General features: G+C 56.5%; 18 protein-coding genes. 9 read left to right on the forward strand and 9 right to left on the reverse strand.

The window, feature by feature from the left end:
- Window positions 1-58 precede the first annotated feature (58 nt).
- Window positions 59-1327: a peptidoglycan DD-metalloendopeptidase family protein gene (locus tag ABIK48_07810; protein ID MEO0022060.1), complete on the forward strand. Its 1269-nt coding sequence runs from the start codon at window positions 59-61 to the stop codon at window positions 1325-1327.
- Here the strand turns inward: ABIK48_07810 and ABIK48_07815 are convergent.
- Genes ABIK48_07815 through hypD form a run of 5 tightly spaced genes read right to left on the reverse strand, consistent with a single transcriptional unit; the run spans window position 1287 to window position 6071 of the window.
- Window positions 1287-2027, reverse strand: coding sequence for a ComF family protein (locus ABIK48_07815; GenBank protein MEO0022061.1), 741 nt, complete (start codon window positions 2025-2027; stop codon window positions 1287-1289). The two genes, ABIK48_07810 and ABIK48_07815, sit on opposite strands and share 41 nt — an antisense overlap.
- Window positions 2024-2791 (reverse strand): prolipoprotein diacylglyceryl transferase, encoded by a 768-nt coding sequence (gene lgt, locus ABIK48_07820; protein MEO0022062.1) that lies wholly within the window; start codon window positions 2789-2791, stop codon window positions 2024-2026. Before lgt ends, ABIK48_07815 begins: the two co-directional genes overlap by 4 nt.
- Before the next feature lie 42 nt (window positions 2792-2833).
- The gene (locus tag ABIK48_07825) at window positions 2834-3895 is read right to left on the reverse strand and encodes a site-2 protease family protein (GenBank protein MEO0022063.1); all 1062 of its coding nucleotides are present in this window, start codon (window positions 3893-3895) and stop codon (window positions 2834-2836) included.
- A 27-nt stretch (window positions 3896-3922) separates the two neighbouring features.
- Window positions 3923-4996 (reverse strand): hydrogenase expression/formation protein HypE, encoded by a 1074-nt coding sequence (hypE, locus tag ABIK48_07830; GenBank protein MEO0022064.1) that lies wholly within the window; start codon window positions 4994-4996, stop codon window positions 3923-3925.
- Window positions 4986-6071, reverse strand: a complete 1086-nt coding sequence (gene hypD / locus ABIK48_07835) for a hydrogenase formation protein HypD (protein ID MEO0022065.1) — start codon at window positions 6069-6071, stop codon at window positions 4986-4988. The genes hypE and hypD overlap by 11 nt, the downstream gene beginning before the upstream one ends.
- Before the next feature lie 449 nt (window positions 6072-6520).
- Here hypD and ABIK48_07840 point away from each other — a divergent pair, with 449 nt between their 5' ends.
- From ABIK48_07840 to tsaE, 3 genes are read left to right on the forward strand one after another with little or no spacing between them, the layout of a single operon-like run.
- Window positions 6521-7303 (forward strand): enoyl-CoA hydratase-related protein, encoded by a 783-nt coding sequence (locus ABIK48_07840; protein MEO0022066.1) that lies wholly within the window; start codon window positions 6521-6523, stop codon window positions 7301-7303.
- Window positions 7304-7307: 4 nt separating this feature from the next.
- A complete protein-coding gene (locus tag ABIK48_07845; GenBank protein MEO0022067.1) occupies window positions 7308-8504 on the forward strand; it encodes an acetyl-CoA C-acetyltransferase in 1197 nt (398 codons plus the stop codon).
- A 15-nt stretch (window positions 8505-8519) separates the two neighbouring features.
- On the forward strand, window positions 8520-8966 hold the full coding sequence (tsaE, locus tag ABIK48_07850) for a tRNA (adenosine(37)-N6)-threonylcarbamoyltransferase complex ATPase subunit type 1 TsaE (GenBank protein MEO0022068.1): 447 nt from the start codon (window positions 8520-8522) through the stop codon (window positions 8964-8966).
- On the opposite strand, the gene mfd is transcribed toward tsaE, so the two are convergent.
- Window positions 8925-11789 carry a transcription-repair coupling factor gene (gene mfd / locus ABIK48_07855; protein ID MEO0022069.1) on the reverse strand — a complete coding sequence of 955 codons (2865 nt, stop codon included), beginning with the start codon at window positions 11787-11789 and terminating at the stop codon, window positions 8925-8927. The two genes, tsaE and mfd, sit on opposite strands and share 42 nt — an antisense overlap.
- Here mfd and ABIK48_07860 point away from each other — a divergent pair.
- Together ABIK48_07860 and tolB are read left to right on the forward strand one after the other, a co-directional pair.
- Window positions 11769-12044, forward strand: a complete 276-nt coding sequence (locus ABIK48_07860) for a hypothetical protein (GenBank protein ID MEO0022070.1) — start codon at window positions 11769-11771, stop codon at window positions 12042-12044. The genes mfd and ABIK48_07860 overlap by 21 nt on opposite strands.
- Window positions 12045-12106: 62 nt before the next feature.
- Entirely contained in the window at window positions 12107-13435 is a 1329-nt protein-coding gene (tolB, locus tag ABIK48_07865; protein MEO0022071.1) for a Tol-Pal system beta propeller repeat protein TolB, read from the forward strand.
- Between the two features lie 4 nt (window positions 13436-13439).
- Here tolB and ABIK48_07870 read toward each other — a convergent pair whose 3' ends face one another.
- The 3 genes from ABIK48_07870 to ABIK48_07880 are packed head-to-tail and all read right to left on the reverse strand — an operon-like array spanning window position 13440 to window position 15204.
- Complete coding sequence (locus ABIK48_07870; protein MEO0022072.1) at window positions 13440-13985, reverse strand: PDZ domain-containing protein; 546 nt, start codon at window positions 13983-13985, stop codon at window positions 13440-13442.
- Window positions 13986-14002: 17 nt separating this feature from the next.
- Window positions 14003-14656 (reverse strand): hypothetical protein, encoded by a 654-nt coding sequence (locus ABIK48_07875; protein ID MEO0022073.1) that lies wholly within the window; start codon window positions 14654-14656, stop codon window positions 14003-14005.
- Entirely contained in the window at window positions 14653-15204 is a 552-nt protein-coding gene (locus ABIK48_07880; protein ID MEO0022074.1) for a hypothetical protein, read from the reverse strand. Before ABIK48_07880 ends, ABIK48_07875 begins: the two co-directional genes overlap by 4 nt.
- Before the next feature lie 124 nt (window positions 15205-15328).
- On the opposite strand from ABIK48_07880, the gene ABIK48_07885 reads away from it, so the two are divergent.
- Genes ABIK48_07885 through ABIK48_07895 form a run of 3 tightly spaced genes read left to right on the forward strand, consistent with a single transcriptional unit; the run spans window position 15329 to window position 17434 of the window.
- Window positions 15329-16303 carry an electron transfer flavoprotein subunit alpha/FixB family protein gene (locus ABIK48_07885; protein MEO0022075.1) on the forward strand — a complete coding sequence of 325 codons (975 nt, stop codon included), beginning with the start codon at window positions 15329-15331 and terminating at the stop codon, window positions 16301-16303.
- Between the two features lie 2 nt (window positions 16304-16305).
- A complete protein-coding gene (locus tag ABIK48_07890) occupies window positions 16306-16758 on the forward strand; it encodes a 4Fe-4S dicluster domain-containing protein (GenBank protein MEO0022076.1) in 453 nt (150 codons plus the stop codon).
- Window positions 16751-17434 carry a 4Fe-4S dicluster domain-containing protein gene (locus tag ABIK48_07895; GenBank protein MEO0022077.1) on the forward strand — a complete coding sequence of 228 codons (684 nt, stop codon included), beginning with the start codon at window positions 16751-16753 and terminating at the stop codon, window positions 17432-17434. Before ABIK48_07890 ends, ABIK48_07895 begins: the two co-directional genes overlap by 8 nt.
- The last annotated feature ends 1 nt before the right edge of the window (window position 17435 follow it).

Raw genomic sequence — 17435 nt, forward strand, 5'->3', positions numbered from 1 at the left:
TTTCCAATCTGAATTTCAATTGTGTTGCACAGGCAAAAATATCAATTATCATTTTCCCATGCTTCCCTATCGTCCCCTCTTGGAACGGGCACCGGAATCGGCAGTGAGGCGAAAAAGACCCTCCTGGCTTCTGCTGATACCGGTCATAATCATGATTTCCACTGTAATATTTTTTCTCCTCCGGACGCGGAAACCAAACCCCCTGCCAGCCGGACATCAGCCGGACTCCTGCATCACCACCCGCAGTTTTGTAATCCAGCCCGGTGAAATTCTACCTTTTGCATTCAACCGTGCCGGTGTTCCGGCGGCGATCACGGACCAGACGATTGCTGCCCTGCGCGACTTCGGTTTCAATTTCAAAACCATTCACCCCGGGGACAGCCTGATTCTCCTCTATCGTGCGGAGACGCTATTCCAGATTCGCTACTGGCGTAACTACGATTCCATTTTTAAGATCACAATTGATTCCAACCCGTTCCGGGTATCACTGATCAGCGAAGACATCCGGCTTCTGCCAACACTGATCACCGGCACAATCAGAAATTCGCTCTATCAGTCACTCATTGACCAGGGAGAAAAAATCAGCCTCGTCGCCGCCTTTACCGAAATCTTTGACTGGGAAATTGACTTTTTCTCCGAACCTCAGCCTGGAGATTCGTTCTTCATCCTCGTGGAAAAGAAATTTGTGGATTCGCTTTTGGTCGGCTATGCTCCGATCATCGCTGCCCGCTACAAAGGCATGATCGGTGATTTTTATGCGTTCCGGTTCACCGATCCGGAGGGCAACACCGAATACTACAATCTCGACGGTCAATCCCTCCGCAAAATCTTTCTCAAATCACCCCTCCGCTTCTCCCGGATCACCTCGTTTTTCGGCAGAAGGTTCCATCCCATCCGCCGGATCCCGGCACGGCATCAGGGAATTGACTATGCTGCTCCCGCCGGCACTCCGGTGGCGTGTGTTGCTGATGGCCGGGTTGTTTCTGCCGGCTGGTCCGACGGCTATGGCCGACTGGTGATTGTCGGGCATCGGGATGGGTATGAAACCCGGTATGGACACCTCAGCGGTTTTGCCCGGGGCATCAGAACCAAAGCCCCGGTATCCCAGGGACAGATTATCGGTTATGTTGGCTCAACCGGAATGTCTACCGGACCCCATCTCCACTACGAGGTGCGCAAATACGGCTCGCCGGTAAATCCACTCCGGATCAATCCGCCCCGGACCTCCGCAGTAAAACTGGCTTATCTGCCACTTTTCCGGGCTCAACGCGACAGCCTGCTCCGGATTATTTCCGGACAGGTGCCGCTGCCAGCACCAGTCCCATGACCGCACCTGCGCCGGCTGCCAGCAACTTGCCTGCTGCCGCCGAAATTGTAGCACCGGTAGTCATTACATCATCAACGAGAATCAGCCTTTCGCCCTGAAACCTGACCCCGGGTTTTACCGCAAACGCATCCTGCACATTCCTTTTCCGGGCAGTCTCATCCTTCATTTCAATCTGACTCCGGGTATTTTTCCTTCGGACGAGCGGATCAAGCAGCGTCACACCGGTAATCGCCGCAACTTCCTGTGCCAAGAGATAAGCCTGATTATACCCCCGTTCCCGCAATCGTGCCGGATGCAGCGGCACAGCACAGATACCATCCGCCCGGCTTAATTCACTGTCCTGCCGCACCAGAAGTGCCATCGCACCACCCAGAATGGGTACCAGTCCGGTTTTACCCTGATATTTAAGGTTCTGAATCAGGCTGGAAAATGGCGGCTGATAAAGCCCCACTGCGCGAACCCGGCTGAGAAAGAACTCCTGCCCGCACAAACCGCATATCTGCTCATCCGGCAGACAGGGCCGGCCGCAACGCTGACACACCCCCAGTTCACTGTTAAAAAGGAGCAGGCGGCAGGAATCACAGATCAGCCCGGACTCAATCTCCTCATCACAGCCGCAACAAACAGGCGGGAAGACAAAATCTGAGAGTGCCTGCAGGAAAAACTTCAGCCGGCTCAGAATCGAGCCGTCAAGACTCATCTTCTGCGGGATAAAAGGACTATCAGCACCAGCCCCAGCAGACTGAGACTCAATGCCACCGCCTGATTACCCCAGAAATTGGCAGCATCCTCATAATATCGGACAAAATCAATCCCGAACCGGAAAAGGGAATAAAGCAGCAGAATTATACCGAAAAGCACACCGGGTTTTAGTTTTCTCCGTTCCAGCAGGAGCGCAACGCCAAAAAGCACAAATCCGGCTAATGAGGAGTAAAGCTGGGTTGGATGAATTGTCTGATTGGGAAACTGGGCACCCGCGGCTGAACCGGCAGGAAAAACCATCCCCAGCGGGCAGGTGGTCGGCTTGCCAAAACAGCAGCCGTTAAGAAAACAGCCGATTCTGGTAAATCCTTCCCCCAGCACCAGTGCCGGTGCCACCGCATCCAGCATTTTCAACAGAGGCAGACGATTCAGCCAGACAAAGACCAGCCCGGCGATAAATGCGCCTAAAAAACCGCCATAAAACATCAGTCCGGAAAGACCCGGCGGGTTACCCCAGAACCGGATTATCCCCACCAGGTCATTTCGGAACTCATCCCAGTGAAAGGCAACATAAAACAGTCTTGACCCCAGAACAACTGCCAGCAAAACCCAGAGCGCCAGATCGGTAATCCTCTTCGGCTCCACCCCGAACCGCTGGGCCCGGCGTTCAACAATCATGATCCCCAGCACAAACGAGATAAAAAGCATCACTCCATAGGAGTAGAGCTGAAAATTGCCGATTCTGATCAGTACCGGCAGCATCAGGCTATTCTACTTTCAGCCGTCAACCAGTCAAGCAGAAATTCAGAACCCCGCCCCGGGGAAGGGAGCAGGGGTAAAGGTCAGAGCAAAAACCGTCAGTGCCACCAGCGCCAGAATGATATCGGTCCGGTTGAGGGGTGTAATATTATCCAGCGGGGGCGGATGTTTCAGACCTAAAATTGTCGCCAGAAATGCCCAGAAGGGCCAGCCGAGCCAGAAAATCCCGAGCAGTAACAGCGCACCAATAATAATAAAGGAAAACAGACGGTAGCGCCGGCCTAAAATCGCATAGGCGATATGTCCACCATCCAGCTGGCCAACCGGCAGCAGATTGAGTGCGGTCACAAACATGCCGAGCCAGCCGGCAAAGGCAAGCGGATGGAGAACCACATCAAAACCCGGTCCGGGCAGACGGTGAAACAGCCGGGAAATCAGCTCGAAAATCAGCGGTGAGCCCAGACGGAGCAGCGGGGCATTCTCCGGGACCGGCTGAACCCGGGACAGTGCCAGCCCGACTACCGAAACCGGAATCGCCACCAGAAACCCGGTCAGCGGTCCCGCAATCCCGACCCGCACCAGTGCACTGCGCGAAGGCACGGGCGAACGGATACGGATAAAGGCACCCATTGTACCGGTCATCGGATGCGGCACGGGCAGAAAATAGGGTGGCGTGGCATCAACCCCATAAGCCCGGGCGGTCAGATAATGTGCCAGTTCATGACTGCCTAAAATCAGAATGATTCCCAAGGAAAAGGGAATGCCACTTAAAAGATTCAGCGGACCGGCAAAAGGATTTCTCCCCGCATGCAGGGCGCCCACAATCAGAGTTGTAAATATGGTCAGAAGCAGCAAAAGAATATTAACCCACAGCCGGACCGGCCGGTTTTGGGGCAGATAGCCGTAACTGACGACATGTCCATCACCCTCCTTTTCGAAAAATGCCACCGCACCGTTGCGGGCAAACACCTGCTTCAGATTCTCAATATTCTCGTTAACCGGTTCAAAAATTCTGCCCCGGATTCTGTTACCCTGAATCGACTCGATCGCCATAAACCTGGCAAGGGCGTAAAAGTCCACCGGTCCCTCATTCACATTTTCATTCATATCCATATATCCGACCTTTCCTGAAGGCTAACAGATTCGGGGCAGTTGCTCACCTTCCAGCATCAGCAGCCGGCGCAGTGAACCCAGGCGGGTTTTAAGCCAAACTCCGGCAGGAGCCTTTGCCACCTCACCGATAACCCGGGCATTTCTTCCTTCAGGAAAACTGCGCATCACCTTCAAGATCGCCTCTGCCTGCTGCCGGGCGGAGATGATCACCACCTTGCCCTCGTTTGCCATATAAAGCGGATCCAGTCCCAGAAGTTCCGCCACTCCCCTGACCGCCATTGACACCGGCACCGCCTGTTCATCCACGATCAGCCCCAGACCGCACATTTCCGCAAACTCATTCAGGGTTGTTGCCAGCCCGCCCCGAGTCGGGTCACGCATCACCCTGACCCCGCCCCACTCCAGCACCGCCATAATCAGCCGGTTCAGGGGTGCGCAGTCACTCTTCAAATCCGCCTTCAACCGGTAAGTTCCCCTTGCCAGCGCTACCGTTGCCTCGTGGCTGCCGATCTCACCATTAATCAGAATCACATCTCCGGGCCTGATCCGCTCCGCGCCCAGTTTTACCCCAAGCCTCCTGCCCACACCAGAAGCATTGAGATAAACACCCTCCTCGACCTGCTGGGTGTCACGCTCAATAACCTTTGTATCCCCGGTAACAATTTTAACCCCTGCTTTCCTAGCTGTTTGCGAGATTGATTTACAAATTTTCTCAACTGTCGCCATCCTTACACCTTCCCTTAGAATAAAGCCGATCGCTATAAACTCCGGTTGTGCTCCACATACCGCCAGGTCATTCACCGTGCCGGCAACCGCCAGTTTTCCGATATCTCCGCCCGGGAAAAAAAGCGGTTGCACAACATATGAGTCGGTGGTAAAACAGATCTGATTACTGTGCAGTCTGAGCGCAGCCGCATCCTCCAGCCGGTTGAGCACCGGATTACCGAAATACCTCAGAAACAGCTCCTGAATCAGCCGGTGCATCTTTCTCCCCCCCGCACCGTGCGCCAGCACAATCTGTTCCGATTCTTCCTTACCCGGAAATGCTCCGGGATAGACCGCAATCTTACCCGCTGCTTCTTTTTTACCTTTCATACCGGTAATAGGCAGCACATGCCCCTTCTGAAGAAACCATGCACGGACCCTTGGGTGTCTCCGGTGTGCACACCCGGCCGAAAAGCCGGCACTCTGATGGTATCATCAGTCCCAGGAGCACCTCACCACACCGGCAACCGGATGCCGGTCTGCTCGACCGGGCTGAACGGAGTCCAAACCGGACCCGGGCATCAAACTTTTGCCAGTCGGGTTTCAGCTTCAAGCCCGAATTTCTGATCCTTCCGATCCCCCGCCACTCGGCATCGGTAACTTCAAAAATATCGTTTATCAGCTGCTGGGCAACCCGGTTTCCCTCGGGTCTGACACTCCGCCGGTACTGAATTGCCAGACCGGGACCGTGTTCCAGCTGTTCCAGCAGCAGAAGGATTCCCTCAAGAATATCTGCCGGCTCAAAACCGGTAATACAGCACGGCAGACCGAATCGCTCCACCAGAAACTCATAAGGCTGGGAGCCGATTATGGTCGATACATGACCCGGAAGGATGAAACCGTCAATCTTCATCTTTTTTGCCGAGGCGATGAACTCCAGCGCCGGTGGGATCAGCTTGAACATCGTCAGAACCGAAAAATTCTCCACCCTGCGCTCCGCTGCCGCCAGCACCGTTGCCGCCACGGTGGGAGCGGTCGTTTCGAACCCCACCCCCAGGAATACAAACTCCTTTTCCGGCTCCGCCATTGCCATCTTTAACCCGTCCTGAGGTGAATAAACCACGCGGATGTCCGCACCCTCTGCCTTCGCCTCTGCCAGTGAACCGAGCGACCCCGGCACCCGGATCATATCGCCGAATGTAACCAATGCCAGCCCCTGGCGTTCTGCCAGCTGGCGCGCGGTATCAATTTCCGCATCCGTGGTCACACACACCGGACAGCCCGGACCGGAGAGCAGTTTCAGCCGGGGATCAACCGCCCGCCGGATACCGGAGGCGGAAATTGCCATCGTATGTGTCCCGCACACCTCCATCAGCCTGATCCCATCTCGCTCCTGACACAACCTGGTAACCTGCTCATTCACCAGTATCAGCAGCCGCTGATCACTGTCTGGGGTCACTTTCATTACCTTATTATAAACAACACCGGACCGCAATCAAAACTGGCGTCGCCGAGCAGGACCTCCGTGGTAGTGACAGATAATCCGGTGCTGCCGCTACCCCTGCCGGCAGATGAAGCAAATTCCATAACTGACATTTTTACAGACAGTTGCCCGCCAGAGCCTGAATCAAGGAAAGTCAAGGGGGGCTAGCCCCCGGCTACCCTGACAGCAGTTCTCCTGCCTCACCGGAAGCCAGCCGGACAGACACTGACCGCCATCGCTCCTCCCGGTGTTACAGTCAGCAAACCCGGACCACCTCACCTGCCTGACAGGACCAGAGCACTCCTGTTCACCTGCACTGCCAATTTCCCGCCGGCTTACCGCTCAGCGGTTAGCAATCTCATTCCTGCAACTCCAGTCATCCTTGACCCGACGCCGGCTGAGAATATATTGAAGAAAGAACAGGAGGCGGAATGGAGTTCAGATATCTGCTTGTGGAGGAAAAGCCGCCGGTGTGCTGGGTCAGATTCAACCGGCCGCCGGTGAACGCCCTCAATACCGAAATGGTCCTGGAAATTGAGCAGCTGTTCGATGAACTGGCAAAAAAACCTGAAATCCTGGTGATCATACTGACTGGGCAGGGCAAGGTGTTCATTGCCGGTGCCGACATCGCTGAGATGTCCGGCTTCTCAGCGCTGGCGGCACGGCGGTTCGCCCAGCAGGGCCACCGGTGTCTTGACAAGATCGCCCGGATTGAAAAGGTGGTGATCGCCGCAATCAACGGATTTGCCCTCGGGGGTGGCTGTGAACTGGCACTCGCCTGTGATCTCAGAATTATGGTTGAAGGCGCAAAGATCGGACAGCCGGAGGTAAACCTCGGACTGATCCCCGGTTTTGGCGGCACTCAGCGGCTGGCACGGCTGGTCGGTCCCGGAATCGCCAAAGAGCTGATATTCAGCGGTGAGCCGGTTGATGCAGCTGAAGCGTGGCGGATCGGTCTGGTGAACCGGGTGGTGAAACCGGAGGAGCTGCTATCAGTGGCAGCGGAAGTTGCGGAGCGGATTGCCAGCCGGGGCCCGGCAGCAGTCCGGCTTGCCAAAGCCTGTATCAATCACGGGCTGGATACTGACCTGCAGACCGGCTGTGCCTATGAGATTGAGGCGTTCGGAGTCTGTTTTGCCAGCGGTGAGCCGGCAGAGGGCACCCGGGCATTTTTAGAGAAACGGAATCCGGACTGGAAAAAAGGAAAGGAGTGAGCAAATGACCATCGGTCTGGCAAAGGAAACCTATATCATTGGTGCTGCCCGCACCCCGATCGGCAGATTTCTGGGCGGACTGGCAGCGCTGCGCGCGCCGGAGCTGGGCGCGGTTGCAATCCGGGCGGCGATTGAACGGGCTGAGGTGAAGCCCGCTGAAATTGACGGCGTAATCATGGGCAATGTCTGCCCGGCCGGAATCGGCCAGGCACCGGCGCGTCAGGCAGCGGTGATCAGCGGTGTGCCGGTAGAGGTACCGGCGCTGACGGTAAACAAGGTGTGTGGGTCAGGAATGATTGCTGTGGCGCTTGCCTGTCAGCAGATCAAAGCCGGGGATGCCCGAATCATCGTTGCCGGCGGACAGGAATCGATGTCCAATGTGCCTTATTATCTGAAAACCCTGCGTCAGGGTAACAAGATGGGCCATGCCCAGCTCCAGGACGGTATGATTTATGACGGAATCTGGGACTATTTCGGTGATGTCCATATGGGCGAGCTGGCAGACTTTACCGCCAGAAACTCCAGTATCTCCCGGGAGGCACAGGACCGCTGGGCACTCCGCTCCCACCAGAATGCGGTAGCGGCGATCCGGGAGGGCAGGTTCAAGGCTGAAATCATTCCGGTTTCGATCCCGCAGAAAAAGGGGGAACCGGTGGTGATTGACACCGATGAGGGACCGCGTGCCGACACTACCCTGGAGAAACTTGCCGGGCTGAAACCGGTGTTCAGCAGGGATGGCACGGTAACTGCAGGTAACGCCTCTTCAATTAATGATGGTGCCGCGGCGCTGGTGATCGCCAGCGGTGATTTTGTCAAGAACCGGGGGCTGAAGCGGGTAGCCCGGATCGTCGCCTATGCCACCGGCAGTGTTGAACCGAAAATGCTGTTCTATGCACCGGTCAAGGCGGTGAGGAAACTGCTGGAGATTCAGGGCGTGGAGCTGGATTACTTTGATCTGATTGAAGTCAACGAGGCGTTTGCCGCCCAGGTCCTGGCTGATGCTCAGGAGCTGGGGCTGGACGAAAGCCGGGTGAATGTCAATGGCGGGGCAATTGCCCTGGGACATCCGATCGGCTGTTCCGGTGCCCGGATACTGGTAACACTGATTTATGCCCTCAAGCACCGCGGGCTGAGGCGCGGACTGGCAGCGATCTGCCTCGGCGGTGGTGAGGCGGTGGCAATGAGCCTTGAGCTGGTCTGAAGGGGTTGACGGCAGTTGCAGTTTGAAACCGGAAACGCGGAATCGACGATTCTGCTCGGCGAACGGCTGGCACAGTTGCTGAAGCCGGGTGCGGTGGTCGCCCTCTATGGCGAGCTGGGCAGTGGCAAGACCACGCTGATCAAGGGTATTGCCCGGGGTCTGGGGGTAAGGGAACCGGTCCGCAGTCCTTCTTTTGTGATCATTACCGAATATGCCGGCCGGATCCCGGTCTATCACATTGATCTTTACCGGTTGAATAGTACGGAAGAGGCGTCTGCGGTCGGACTCGAATCCTATCTGTGCTCAGACGGAATCTGTCTCATTGAATGGGCAGAACGAGCGGAGCCGCTCCTGCCCGCGGCTACAATCCGCATCCGGCTGGAGGTCGTTGCCGGCGGACGCCGGATTGAGATTGCAGGATTAGCCCCGGAACTGGTGCAAGAACTGAAGCAGTTCGGATAATCCGCCGTTCAGCGTCAGACTCTTTTCCGGCAGGGTCAGTGTGATTCTGCCCGCCTCCATGCTGACCGCCAGCACCTGTTTCTGACGACACAAGAGCCGGACCTGCGCCACCTGCAGAAGATTTTCCACCGGGGAGGGATATTTTCCAAACCGGTCCAGGAGTTCCGCCTTCAGGTCCGCCAGTTCCGCCAATGTCTCCAGACTCAGCAGTCGCTTGTAGAGTGCCAGCCGCTGGAGTCCGTCCGGAATATAACTTTCCGGAATATAGGCGGTAACATCAAGTTTGAGCCGGGGCTCAACCGGCAGCGTTTCGCCCTGCAGTCGGGCAAGCGCCGCGTTCAGCAGACGCTGATAAAGGTTGAGCCCGATCCGGACAACATGGCCATGCTGTTCGGTGCCGAGCAGATTGCCGACACCCCTGATTTCCAGATCCCGCATTGCCAGCCGGTAACCCGCACCGGGCTCGGAATAGGCAAGCAGTGCTCCCAGGCGCTGACGCGCTGACGGTGTCAGATCCTGCCGGGAGGAAACCAGGAACAGCGCATATGCCTGTTCGGTTGATCTGCCCACCCTACCCCGGAGCTGATGGAGATCAGCCAGCCCGAACCGCTCTGCCCGGTTGACAATCAGTGTATTGACATTGGGCAGGTCAAGACCGGACTCGATGATGGCGGTAGAAAGCAGGAGCGGAAACTTTCCCCCAGCAAAATCAAGATAGATGTCCGCCAGTTTCCGGCTGGTCATTCTGCCGTGCGCCACCCGGAGCTGGACCTCAGGCAGGATGCACCGGAGCCGTTTCTCAATCTGACCCAGGGTCTCAATCTCGTTGTGGACGAAGAAAATCTGCCCCTGACGGTTAAGCTCCCGGTAAACATAAATCCGGATCAGTTCATCATCCCATTCAGCAATTTCGGTCCGGACTTCCCTTCTGCCCGGCGGCGGTGTGTGGATCGGTGAGATGTCAATCAGCCGGGAGAGCGCCATATAGAGGGTGCGGGGAATGGGCGTAGCACTCAGGGCCAGGACATTCACATCCGCCCGGAGCTGACGCAGCCTTTCCTTCTGGCGCACCCCGAAACGGTGTTCTTCGTCGACGATCAGCAGCCCGAGGTTTTTGAACTGAATGCCCGGGGCGAGGAGTTGATGGGTGCCGATGACAATGTCCACCAGACCCAGTTTCAACCCCCGGATAATCTCCTCCTGCCGGGAGCGGGGGGTAAAGCGGGAAAGCATTTCAATCCGCAGGGGGAAGCGCTCCAGCCGGGAGCGGAAGGTGCGCCAGTGCTGATAGCAGAGAACGGTCGTGGGAACGAGGAGTGCCACCTGCCGGCAGTTAATTGCCACCTGAAAGGCGGCGCGGAGTGCAATCTCCGTTTTGCCGAATCCGACATCGCCACAGACCAGCCGGTCCATCGGCTGACCGCGGGTTAAATCCTGCCGGATTGCCTCCAGCGCCTGCAGCTGATCCGGGGTCTCCTCATAGGGAAATGATGCCTCCAGTTCCGCAAGCAGTGCCGGATCCACCGGCAGTGGCTCACTCCGGACCATTAGCCGCCGTGCCCGGTTTTCCAGAAGCGCCTGCGCATATTCGGCGCTCGCCCTTTCCGCCCGTGCCTTTGCCCGAAGCCAGCCCGTGCCCCCAAGCCGGTCCAGTTGCGGTGGGGAATCATCGCTGCCGATATACCGGTCAATCAATCCCAGATTGTCCACCGGCACATAAACCCGCGCATTATCCTGATACTCGACTACCAGATAGTCCTTCTGTCCGCTCCCGCTATCCATCCGCCGGACCCCGGTAAATCTGCCGATCCCGTAATCAATGTGCACAACATAATCGCCCGGCTTTAAAGTCAAAAGATTGTCAACCGGAACACCACGGAACCGGCGCCGGTGCAGATGCCGGACCGGTGTTCCGTAGAGCTCGCGTTCGGTGAGTACCGTCCAGCGCTGACCTTCGCTGGTAAAGCCGCTGCTCAGTCCGCCGACGAGATAGTCCGGCCCCTCACCAAGAAGTTTTTCCAGCCGGTGCCGGTGATGTTCGGAGACCGCGATAATCGTCCAGTGCCGGTTGCCGGCGGTAATCTCCTGGCGCAAGAGCTGAAAATTTCCGCAATATACCGGCGCCGGCAGGTAGCCGAGATCAACTGCATCCGGCACCTGCCCGACCATCACCACCTGCGGCCGGACGGCGGTAACCCGTTCCCCGCCAATGAAAAGCACACCCGGAGGCAGAAGGATGACTGACGGCTGAAGGGTAAATGATTTTACCTGGCGGGCATTGAGCACCATCCGGTCCAGTTGCTGGCAGGAACGCTGAGTCAGGGGGTCAAAGGTGCGGATTGAGACCAGGGTATTGTCCGCCAGTTCCAGCCGGACCGGCAGCAGGGCATCATCCGGGAAGAGATCAATTATTCCGCCTCTTGACGCATACTCGCCCGGCTCGGTTACCATGTCCATCCGCTCAAAGCCGTGATCTTCCAGCCAGCCGATCAGCGTCTCAAAATTCAGCTCACTGCCACGCTCGAGTTGCCGTTGACAGTCCTGGAAATTCCATGCGGGCGCCGGTGCCTCCAGTGCCGGTTCGGAAGCAATCAGGAGTGCGGGACCATAAAGTGTCTGCAGCCGGCTGAGCACCGCCGGGTCATCGGGACGGAAATGAAGAACTGAAAGTTCCGGGAAAATCGCCCGGGCATCGGCGGTCAGAATTTCCGCGTCCGGCTCAGCGGGGACGATCAGAACCACCACCCGTTCGAGCCGCCGGGCAAAAAAGCCGGCAAGCAGTATCTGAACCGGGGGCGGGAGGTGGGTGATCCGCAGCGGCAAATCCGGTTTCAGGTGAACTATCAGATTGTCAAGGAGTGGATGTGTCCGAAAGCGCTGGAAAAGAACCTGCATAAAATTGAAGGGGGCATTGAAGCCCCCTTCCGTAATGACAGCGATTCTTACTTCTTCTTTTTCGCCGTCTTCTTGACGGTTTTCTTCGCGGTCTTTTTTGCAGTCCGCTTCATGCAGGCCATTCGTACCTCCTTTTTTGACCTGACAAGTAATAGTAAACTTGCACATTTGTCTGTCAAGTAAAATCGTATCATCTCAGCAATTTCCTGCTTGATTTTCCGGATGCTGAAATTTATAATCACAGAATGAACTTCATCGCGCTTGTCTGCTCGTGGCTGGTGCTTGCCGGGCAGTTACCGGATACGATTAACCGATCACCGATCACCGCGGATGAGCTGTGGCTCAAGCTGACGCTTTCCGGTTCGCGCCGGCGGCTCGCACTGGTGATCGCTGACTTTACCGTGCCGAAGGGGACCAAGCCGGATACCGCCCGGCTGATCCGCCAGATTCAGGAGGTATTCACCGCCGATTTGCGTTTTTCACTGTATTTTACATTTGAGGAGCCGGAGTCTGGAAAGGTGTATAACTTTTCCACCGATCCGAAGAAACCGGATCTTAAGGGCTGGGCAAGCACCGGCGCCCAGGTCCTCGTCTGTGGTGATTATCAACCCCGGCGGGGCAACCCCCAAGTGAACCTCCGGCTTTATGACCTTGCCAGCTCGCGGCTCATCGCCGGCAAGGCATACAGCCTGAAACCGGACTGGCGCTGGCTTGCCCATCAGATGGCGGACGAGGTGATCAAACTGCTCACCGGCGAGGAGGGCATCAGCTGTACCCGGATCGCATTCTCCCGGCTGGTCGCTTCAGGGAATAAGGAGCTGGCGGTGGTGGATTATGACGGCGCCAATCAGGAGATGCTGACCGGCTCGGGCGGACTGAAGCTTTTTCCGGACTGGAGCCCGGACGGCAGCCGGATCGCCTACTGCTCGTATGGCGCAAGTGCGCTGAACTGCTATCTGCTGGAGCTTGCCACGAAGAAGGTTTTTCTTTTGTCCGACCGCCGGGGACTAAACACGACACCGGCAATCTCCCCGGACGGGAAGACCGTTGCTCTGTCAATGTCGTTTGAAGGCAACTCGGAGATCTATCTGATGGACATCAATGGTAGAAATTTACGCCGTCTCACGACCCATCCGGGAATTGACATCTCCCCCACCTGGGCACCGAATGGCAGGCAGCTCGCATTTGTGTCCGATCGGACCGGCTCGCCTCAGATTTACATTGTGAATGTTGACGGCACTGATCTGCACCGGCTGACATTTTCCGGTTCGTATAACACCTCGCCGGTCTGGTCGCCAAAAGGAGATCTGATCGCCTTTGTTCAGCGCCAGCCTGATGGCTCCAATCAGATCTGTGTTACTAATATCCTCGGCGATACTTACCTCCAGCTGACCTGGCAGGGAAATAATGAGGAGCCGTGCTGGTCTCCGGACGGTCTGCATCTGGCATTTGCCTCCAACCGGACCGGAAGCTGGGAGATCTGGACGATGGACTGGAATGGCACCAATCAACGGCAGGTTACCAGAACCGGCGGTGCCTTTTCCCCGACTTGGAGCCCGCGACTCAAGGAGTAAAGGCTTACCGGCGTTCGTCGAGCTGACGCTGAAGTTTCTGTAACTGACGCATCAGTTCTTCAAGCTGAAGCCGGAGTGAATCAAGTGTCTCCTGGTAGAGGTCGCGGTCAGTCCAGAGGCGGTGCCAGATCCCGCGGAGGGCACGCTGGAGCTCTCGGGGCAGGAGTTCCGGGGGCTGAGGTCGACAAACCCTGGTCCCGAGATGAACAGGCAGAGTCATTTTCCGCTGACGACGGAGACAGGTAATCGCCACCTGCTCTCCCGCACGCGGACGGATCAGTTCCTGAAGTTGCATGGTGTTGTCAATGGGGATGCGATCGAGTGCAAGGATTACATCGCCCATTCTCAAGCCCGCCCGGTCCGCCGGGCTGTCTTCAATCACCTGACTGACCAGGACCCCATGGTCAATTCCGAGTGCCACCCGCATCGCCGGGCTCAGTTCCTCAATCACCACCCCGAGCCAGCCCGGAGCGGTGTCCTGCTGGAAAGCCCAGGCGATGGAAATCAGCAGTAATGGAGTTATAACTATTATTGACCGCAATCTGAGCATTTGCCACCTCCCTGAAATCAGATGCGGAAGGGCCGGGGGGCGGTTCTGCCGAATATCAGCCCGGAGTCAATTGCCCAGCCCCGAAGCGATATGTTTAGATCAGAGAGACTGCCGTAGTGCTGTGGAATTCCAATCGGCAGAGCATACCCTCCCCTGACATAAAAGCCCAGCATTGTCCCGGCACCAACCCGGAATTGAACCCGAGCCAGTACACCGGGGTGGATGTTGAAGTCCCAGGCGAAAAGCCAGCGGTTGAAGTTGCTCATGCCCGGCTCAAGTGAATGCATGATCAGGAAGAGACTGTTGATGCCGATGCCAAGTCCGGGCTCCACGGTGAGAAATGAGGTGAGAGGCAGCGGGTAACCGGTTTTGAGACCGGCGTGCATTCCTGCCAGTTCTGCCCCGATGGAGTCGCAGGAAAGGGAACGGAAGGCAAGTCCACCGCCGGCACCGAAGTGTGCAGGTCCGGTGGCGCCAAGGGCGAATAGTTCCATGCCCCAGAGCGGAGGGTTTACCTGAATGTTGCGGTTTCCACCCCATTCCCGGTTGAACTGGTTGAGCTGATGCTGGAGGTCGGTGAAGCTGACAACTGACGCCCGGACCCCGACGCCGATATCTGCACAAGCAAGCGCGATCCCGAGGATCAGAGTGACCACCAGTTTTCGCATCATTCTCCTCCTGCGGTCAGCGGGTTAATGAAGTCGTAGGTGACAGCGCCGATTTTGACCGCATCGCCACCGAGGCGGGCGGCATCCGGGAGCTGTGTTACGAGAAGGCGGGGATCAGCATAGACCGCCATCGCCCGCCAGTAGGCAGGTCTGAGGTCTGGCTGATTGTAAAGATAGACCCAGATTACCCTGAGCTGACGCCTCTTTAGCCGGTGATAGTCATCAAGCATCTCCGCAATTATCCAGTCGAATACCCGCTGTAACTCCTGAAGCGTCATACCCGAATCTGCCAGCGCCTTCACTGTCAACCAGTCCTGTCTGCCTGCGGGCATTTCCTGAACCTCCATAATTGTAAAGTCGGGTTTCGGCCCGGAAAGTTGAAATTTTATTGGCGGTGTCTTCGAGCGACCCCACCCGAAAATGAACACCAGAAGCACTGCAGCTCCTCCCAGAACAGCAACCCATACCCAGTAGGACCTGCTCCGCCCGGCCGATATTGCCCGGCGCATTCTTTCACCCAGACCATTCGCCTTCGGACCCTGAACTATCACCAGATTTATTCTAATTACCGGTTCAACACCGTCAAGTGAAAAATAGGGAAAATTCTTGACTTATGACTAACGGGAATTAAACTTCAGCAGCTAACGCTGATGAAATTGCCTTAGGAGGAAAAACATGGTTCTGGTATTCTGTGAGCAACGTGAAGGCAGTCTGAGAAAAGTTGCCTATGAGGTATTGCTGGTTGGTTACAAGATAGCTGAAACCCGTCAGACCCAGTTGAGTGCGGTAATTCTGGGGAATGGCGTTCAACCGCTGGGTCAGGAGGTTGTGAAGTTCGGGGTCAGTTCAGTTCTGGTAGTTGATAATCCGGCACTTGAGCACTATACTCCTGAGGGCTATGCGGATATTCTCACCCAGTTAGTGAAGCAGTATCAGCCCGAGACCGTCGTATTCAGCGCCAGCGCAAACGGGAAGGATCTGGCTGCCACCCTTGCCGCTCGTCTGGAAACCGCACTGTTACCCGATTGCACCGCAGTTGAGTTTGATCAGAACGGGACGCTGATCGCCACCCGGCCAATATATGCGGGTAAGGCACTGGCTACCGTCCGGGCACCTGATGCCCGTCCGCTCGTAATCAGCATCCGGCCCCGGGCAGTTGGACCAGCTGAAGAGAAACCCGGTAACGGCACTATTGTTGCCGCCCAGTTAACTCCCGGTGAACTCCGCACCCGGGTTGCGGATGTTGTAAAAACCGTGCTCAAAACCGTGGAGCTGACCGAAGCAGATATAGTAATCTCCGGTGGCCGGGGTATGAAGGGACCGGAAAATTACGCTCTGCTGGAAGAGCTGGCAGCGGTGCTCAACGCCGCCGTCGGCGCCTCCCGCGCCGCAGTTGATGCGGGCTGGCGCGATCACCAGTTTCAGGTCGGTCAGACCGGCAAGACGGTTGCACCCTCCCTTTACATCGCCTGCGGTATCTCCGGTGCCATCCAGCATCTTGTGGGTATGATTAATTCAAAATGCATCGTCGCCATCAATAAGGACCCGGAAGCCAATATCTTCAAAGTTGCAGACTATGGCATTGTTGGTGATCTCTTTCAGGTAGTACCGCTGCTGATTGAGGAGTTCAAAAAGGTAAAACAGAGCTGAACGTGCCCAATACCAGACAAACTGACATCACTGCAATCCGGGATATTCTCGAGCGGGTGCTGGATATTTCTGAATCACCGGTGCCCAGGTGCCGGCTCCTGTCGTCCGGGGTCGGACCATCTCATACGCTCAATGTCCGGGAGAATATCACCGGAACCCGCGCCTGCCTGGGGTGTGGCAACTGCATTGATATCTGCTCGTTGCTCGCGCGGGAACCGGCACGGCTTAAACGCACCGCGCAGCGCACAAGTCTGGCACTGGAAACCATGGTGGGCACCGATTGTGACCGCTGTTACCAGTGTGTCCTTTCCTGTCCGCAGGTCGATACGACCATAAAACATTATATCGTTAAAACCCGTGCCATTGAGCAGATGAAGCATCTGCTGAATCATCTCAAACCTAATGAAGACTATTATCTGGATCAGTTTTATCTGGAGTTGAATCATCATGAATGAAAATCTGATTGATATCTATATCATGGGCGAGCACCACCAGGTGCCCGATTCCCTGACCATTCTGCAGGCACTGGAATATGCCGGTTACCGCCTCACCCGTGGCGTGGGATGCCGTGGCGGTTTCTGTGGTGCCTGTGCAACAGTATACCGGGTAAATGGCGATTACCATCTGAAATTCGCCCTTGCCTGTCAGACAAAGGTTGAACCGAATATGCAGCTGGCAATGATTCCGTTCTTTCCCGCACACCGGCCGCGCTACCGGCTGTCAGAACTCAAAGGCACCGCCCAGGAGGTGCTGGATATCTACCCGGAGCTGCTGCGCTGTTATGGCTGTAATACCTGCACCAAATCCTGCCCGCAGGATATCGATGTTCTCGGTTATGTCTCAGCACTACTGCGTGGGGAACTTGCCAGTGCGGCTGACATCTCATTTGACTGCATCATGTGCGGATTGTGTGTCAGCCGCTGTCCGGCAGAACTGGTGAAGCATCATGCTGCACTCCTCTGCCGGCGGATCTACGGAAGCCGGCTTGCGCCCCGTTCCGCCCATCTGAATCAGCGAATTGCCGAAATCCGGGCGGGCAAATTCAAGGCGGAGCTGGAACAGCTGAAAAATATGGACCGGAAGCGGCTGCAGGAGCTTTATGCTGCCCGTGAAGTCGAACCCGAGGAGTAAA

The sequence above is a fragment of the candidate division WOR-3 bacterium genome (assembly GCA_039801085.1).
Classification (GTDB): Bacteria; Hydrothermota; Tepidihabitantia; order Tepidihabitantales; family Tepidihabitantaceae; genus JAOABP01.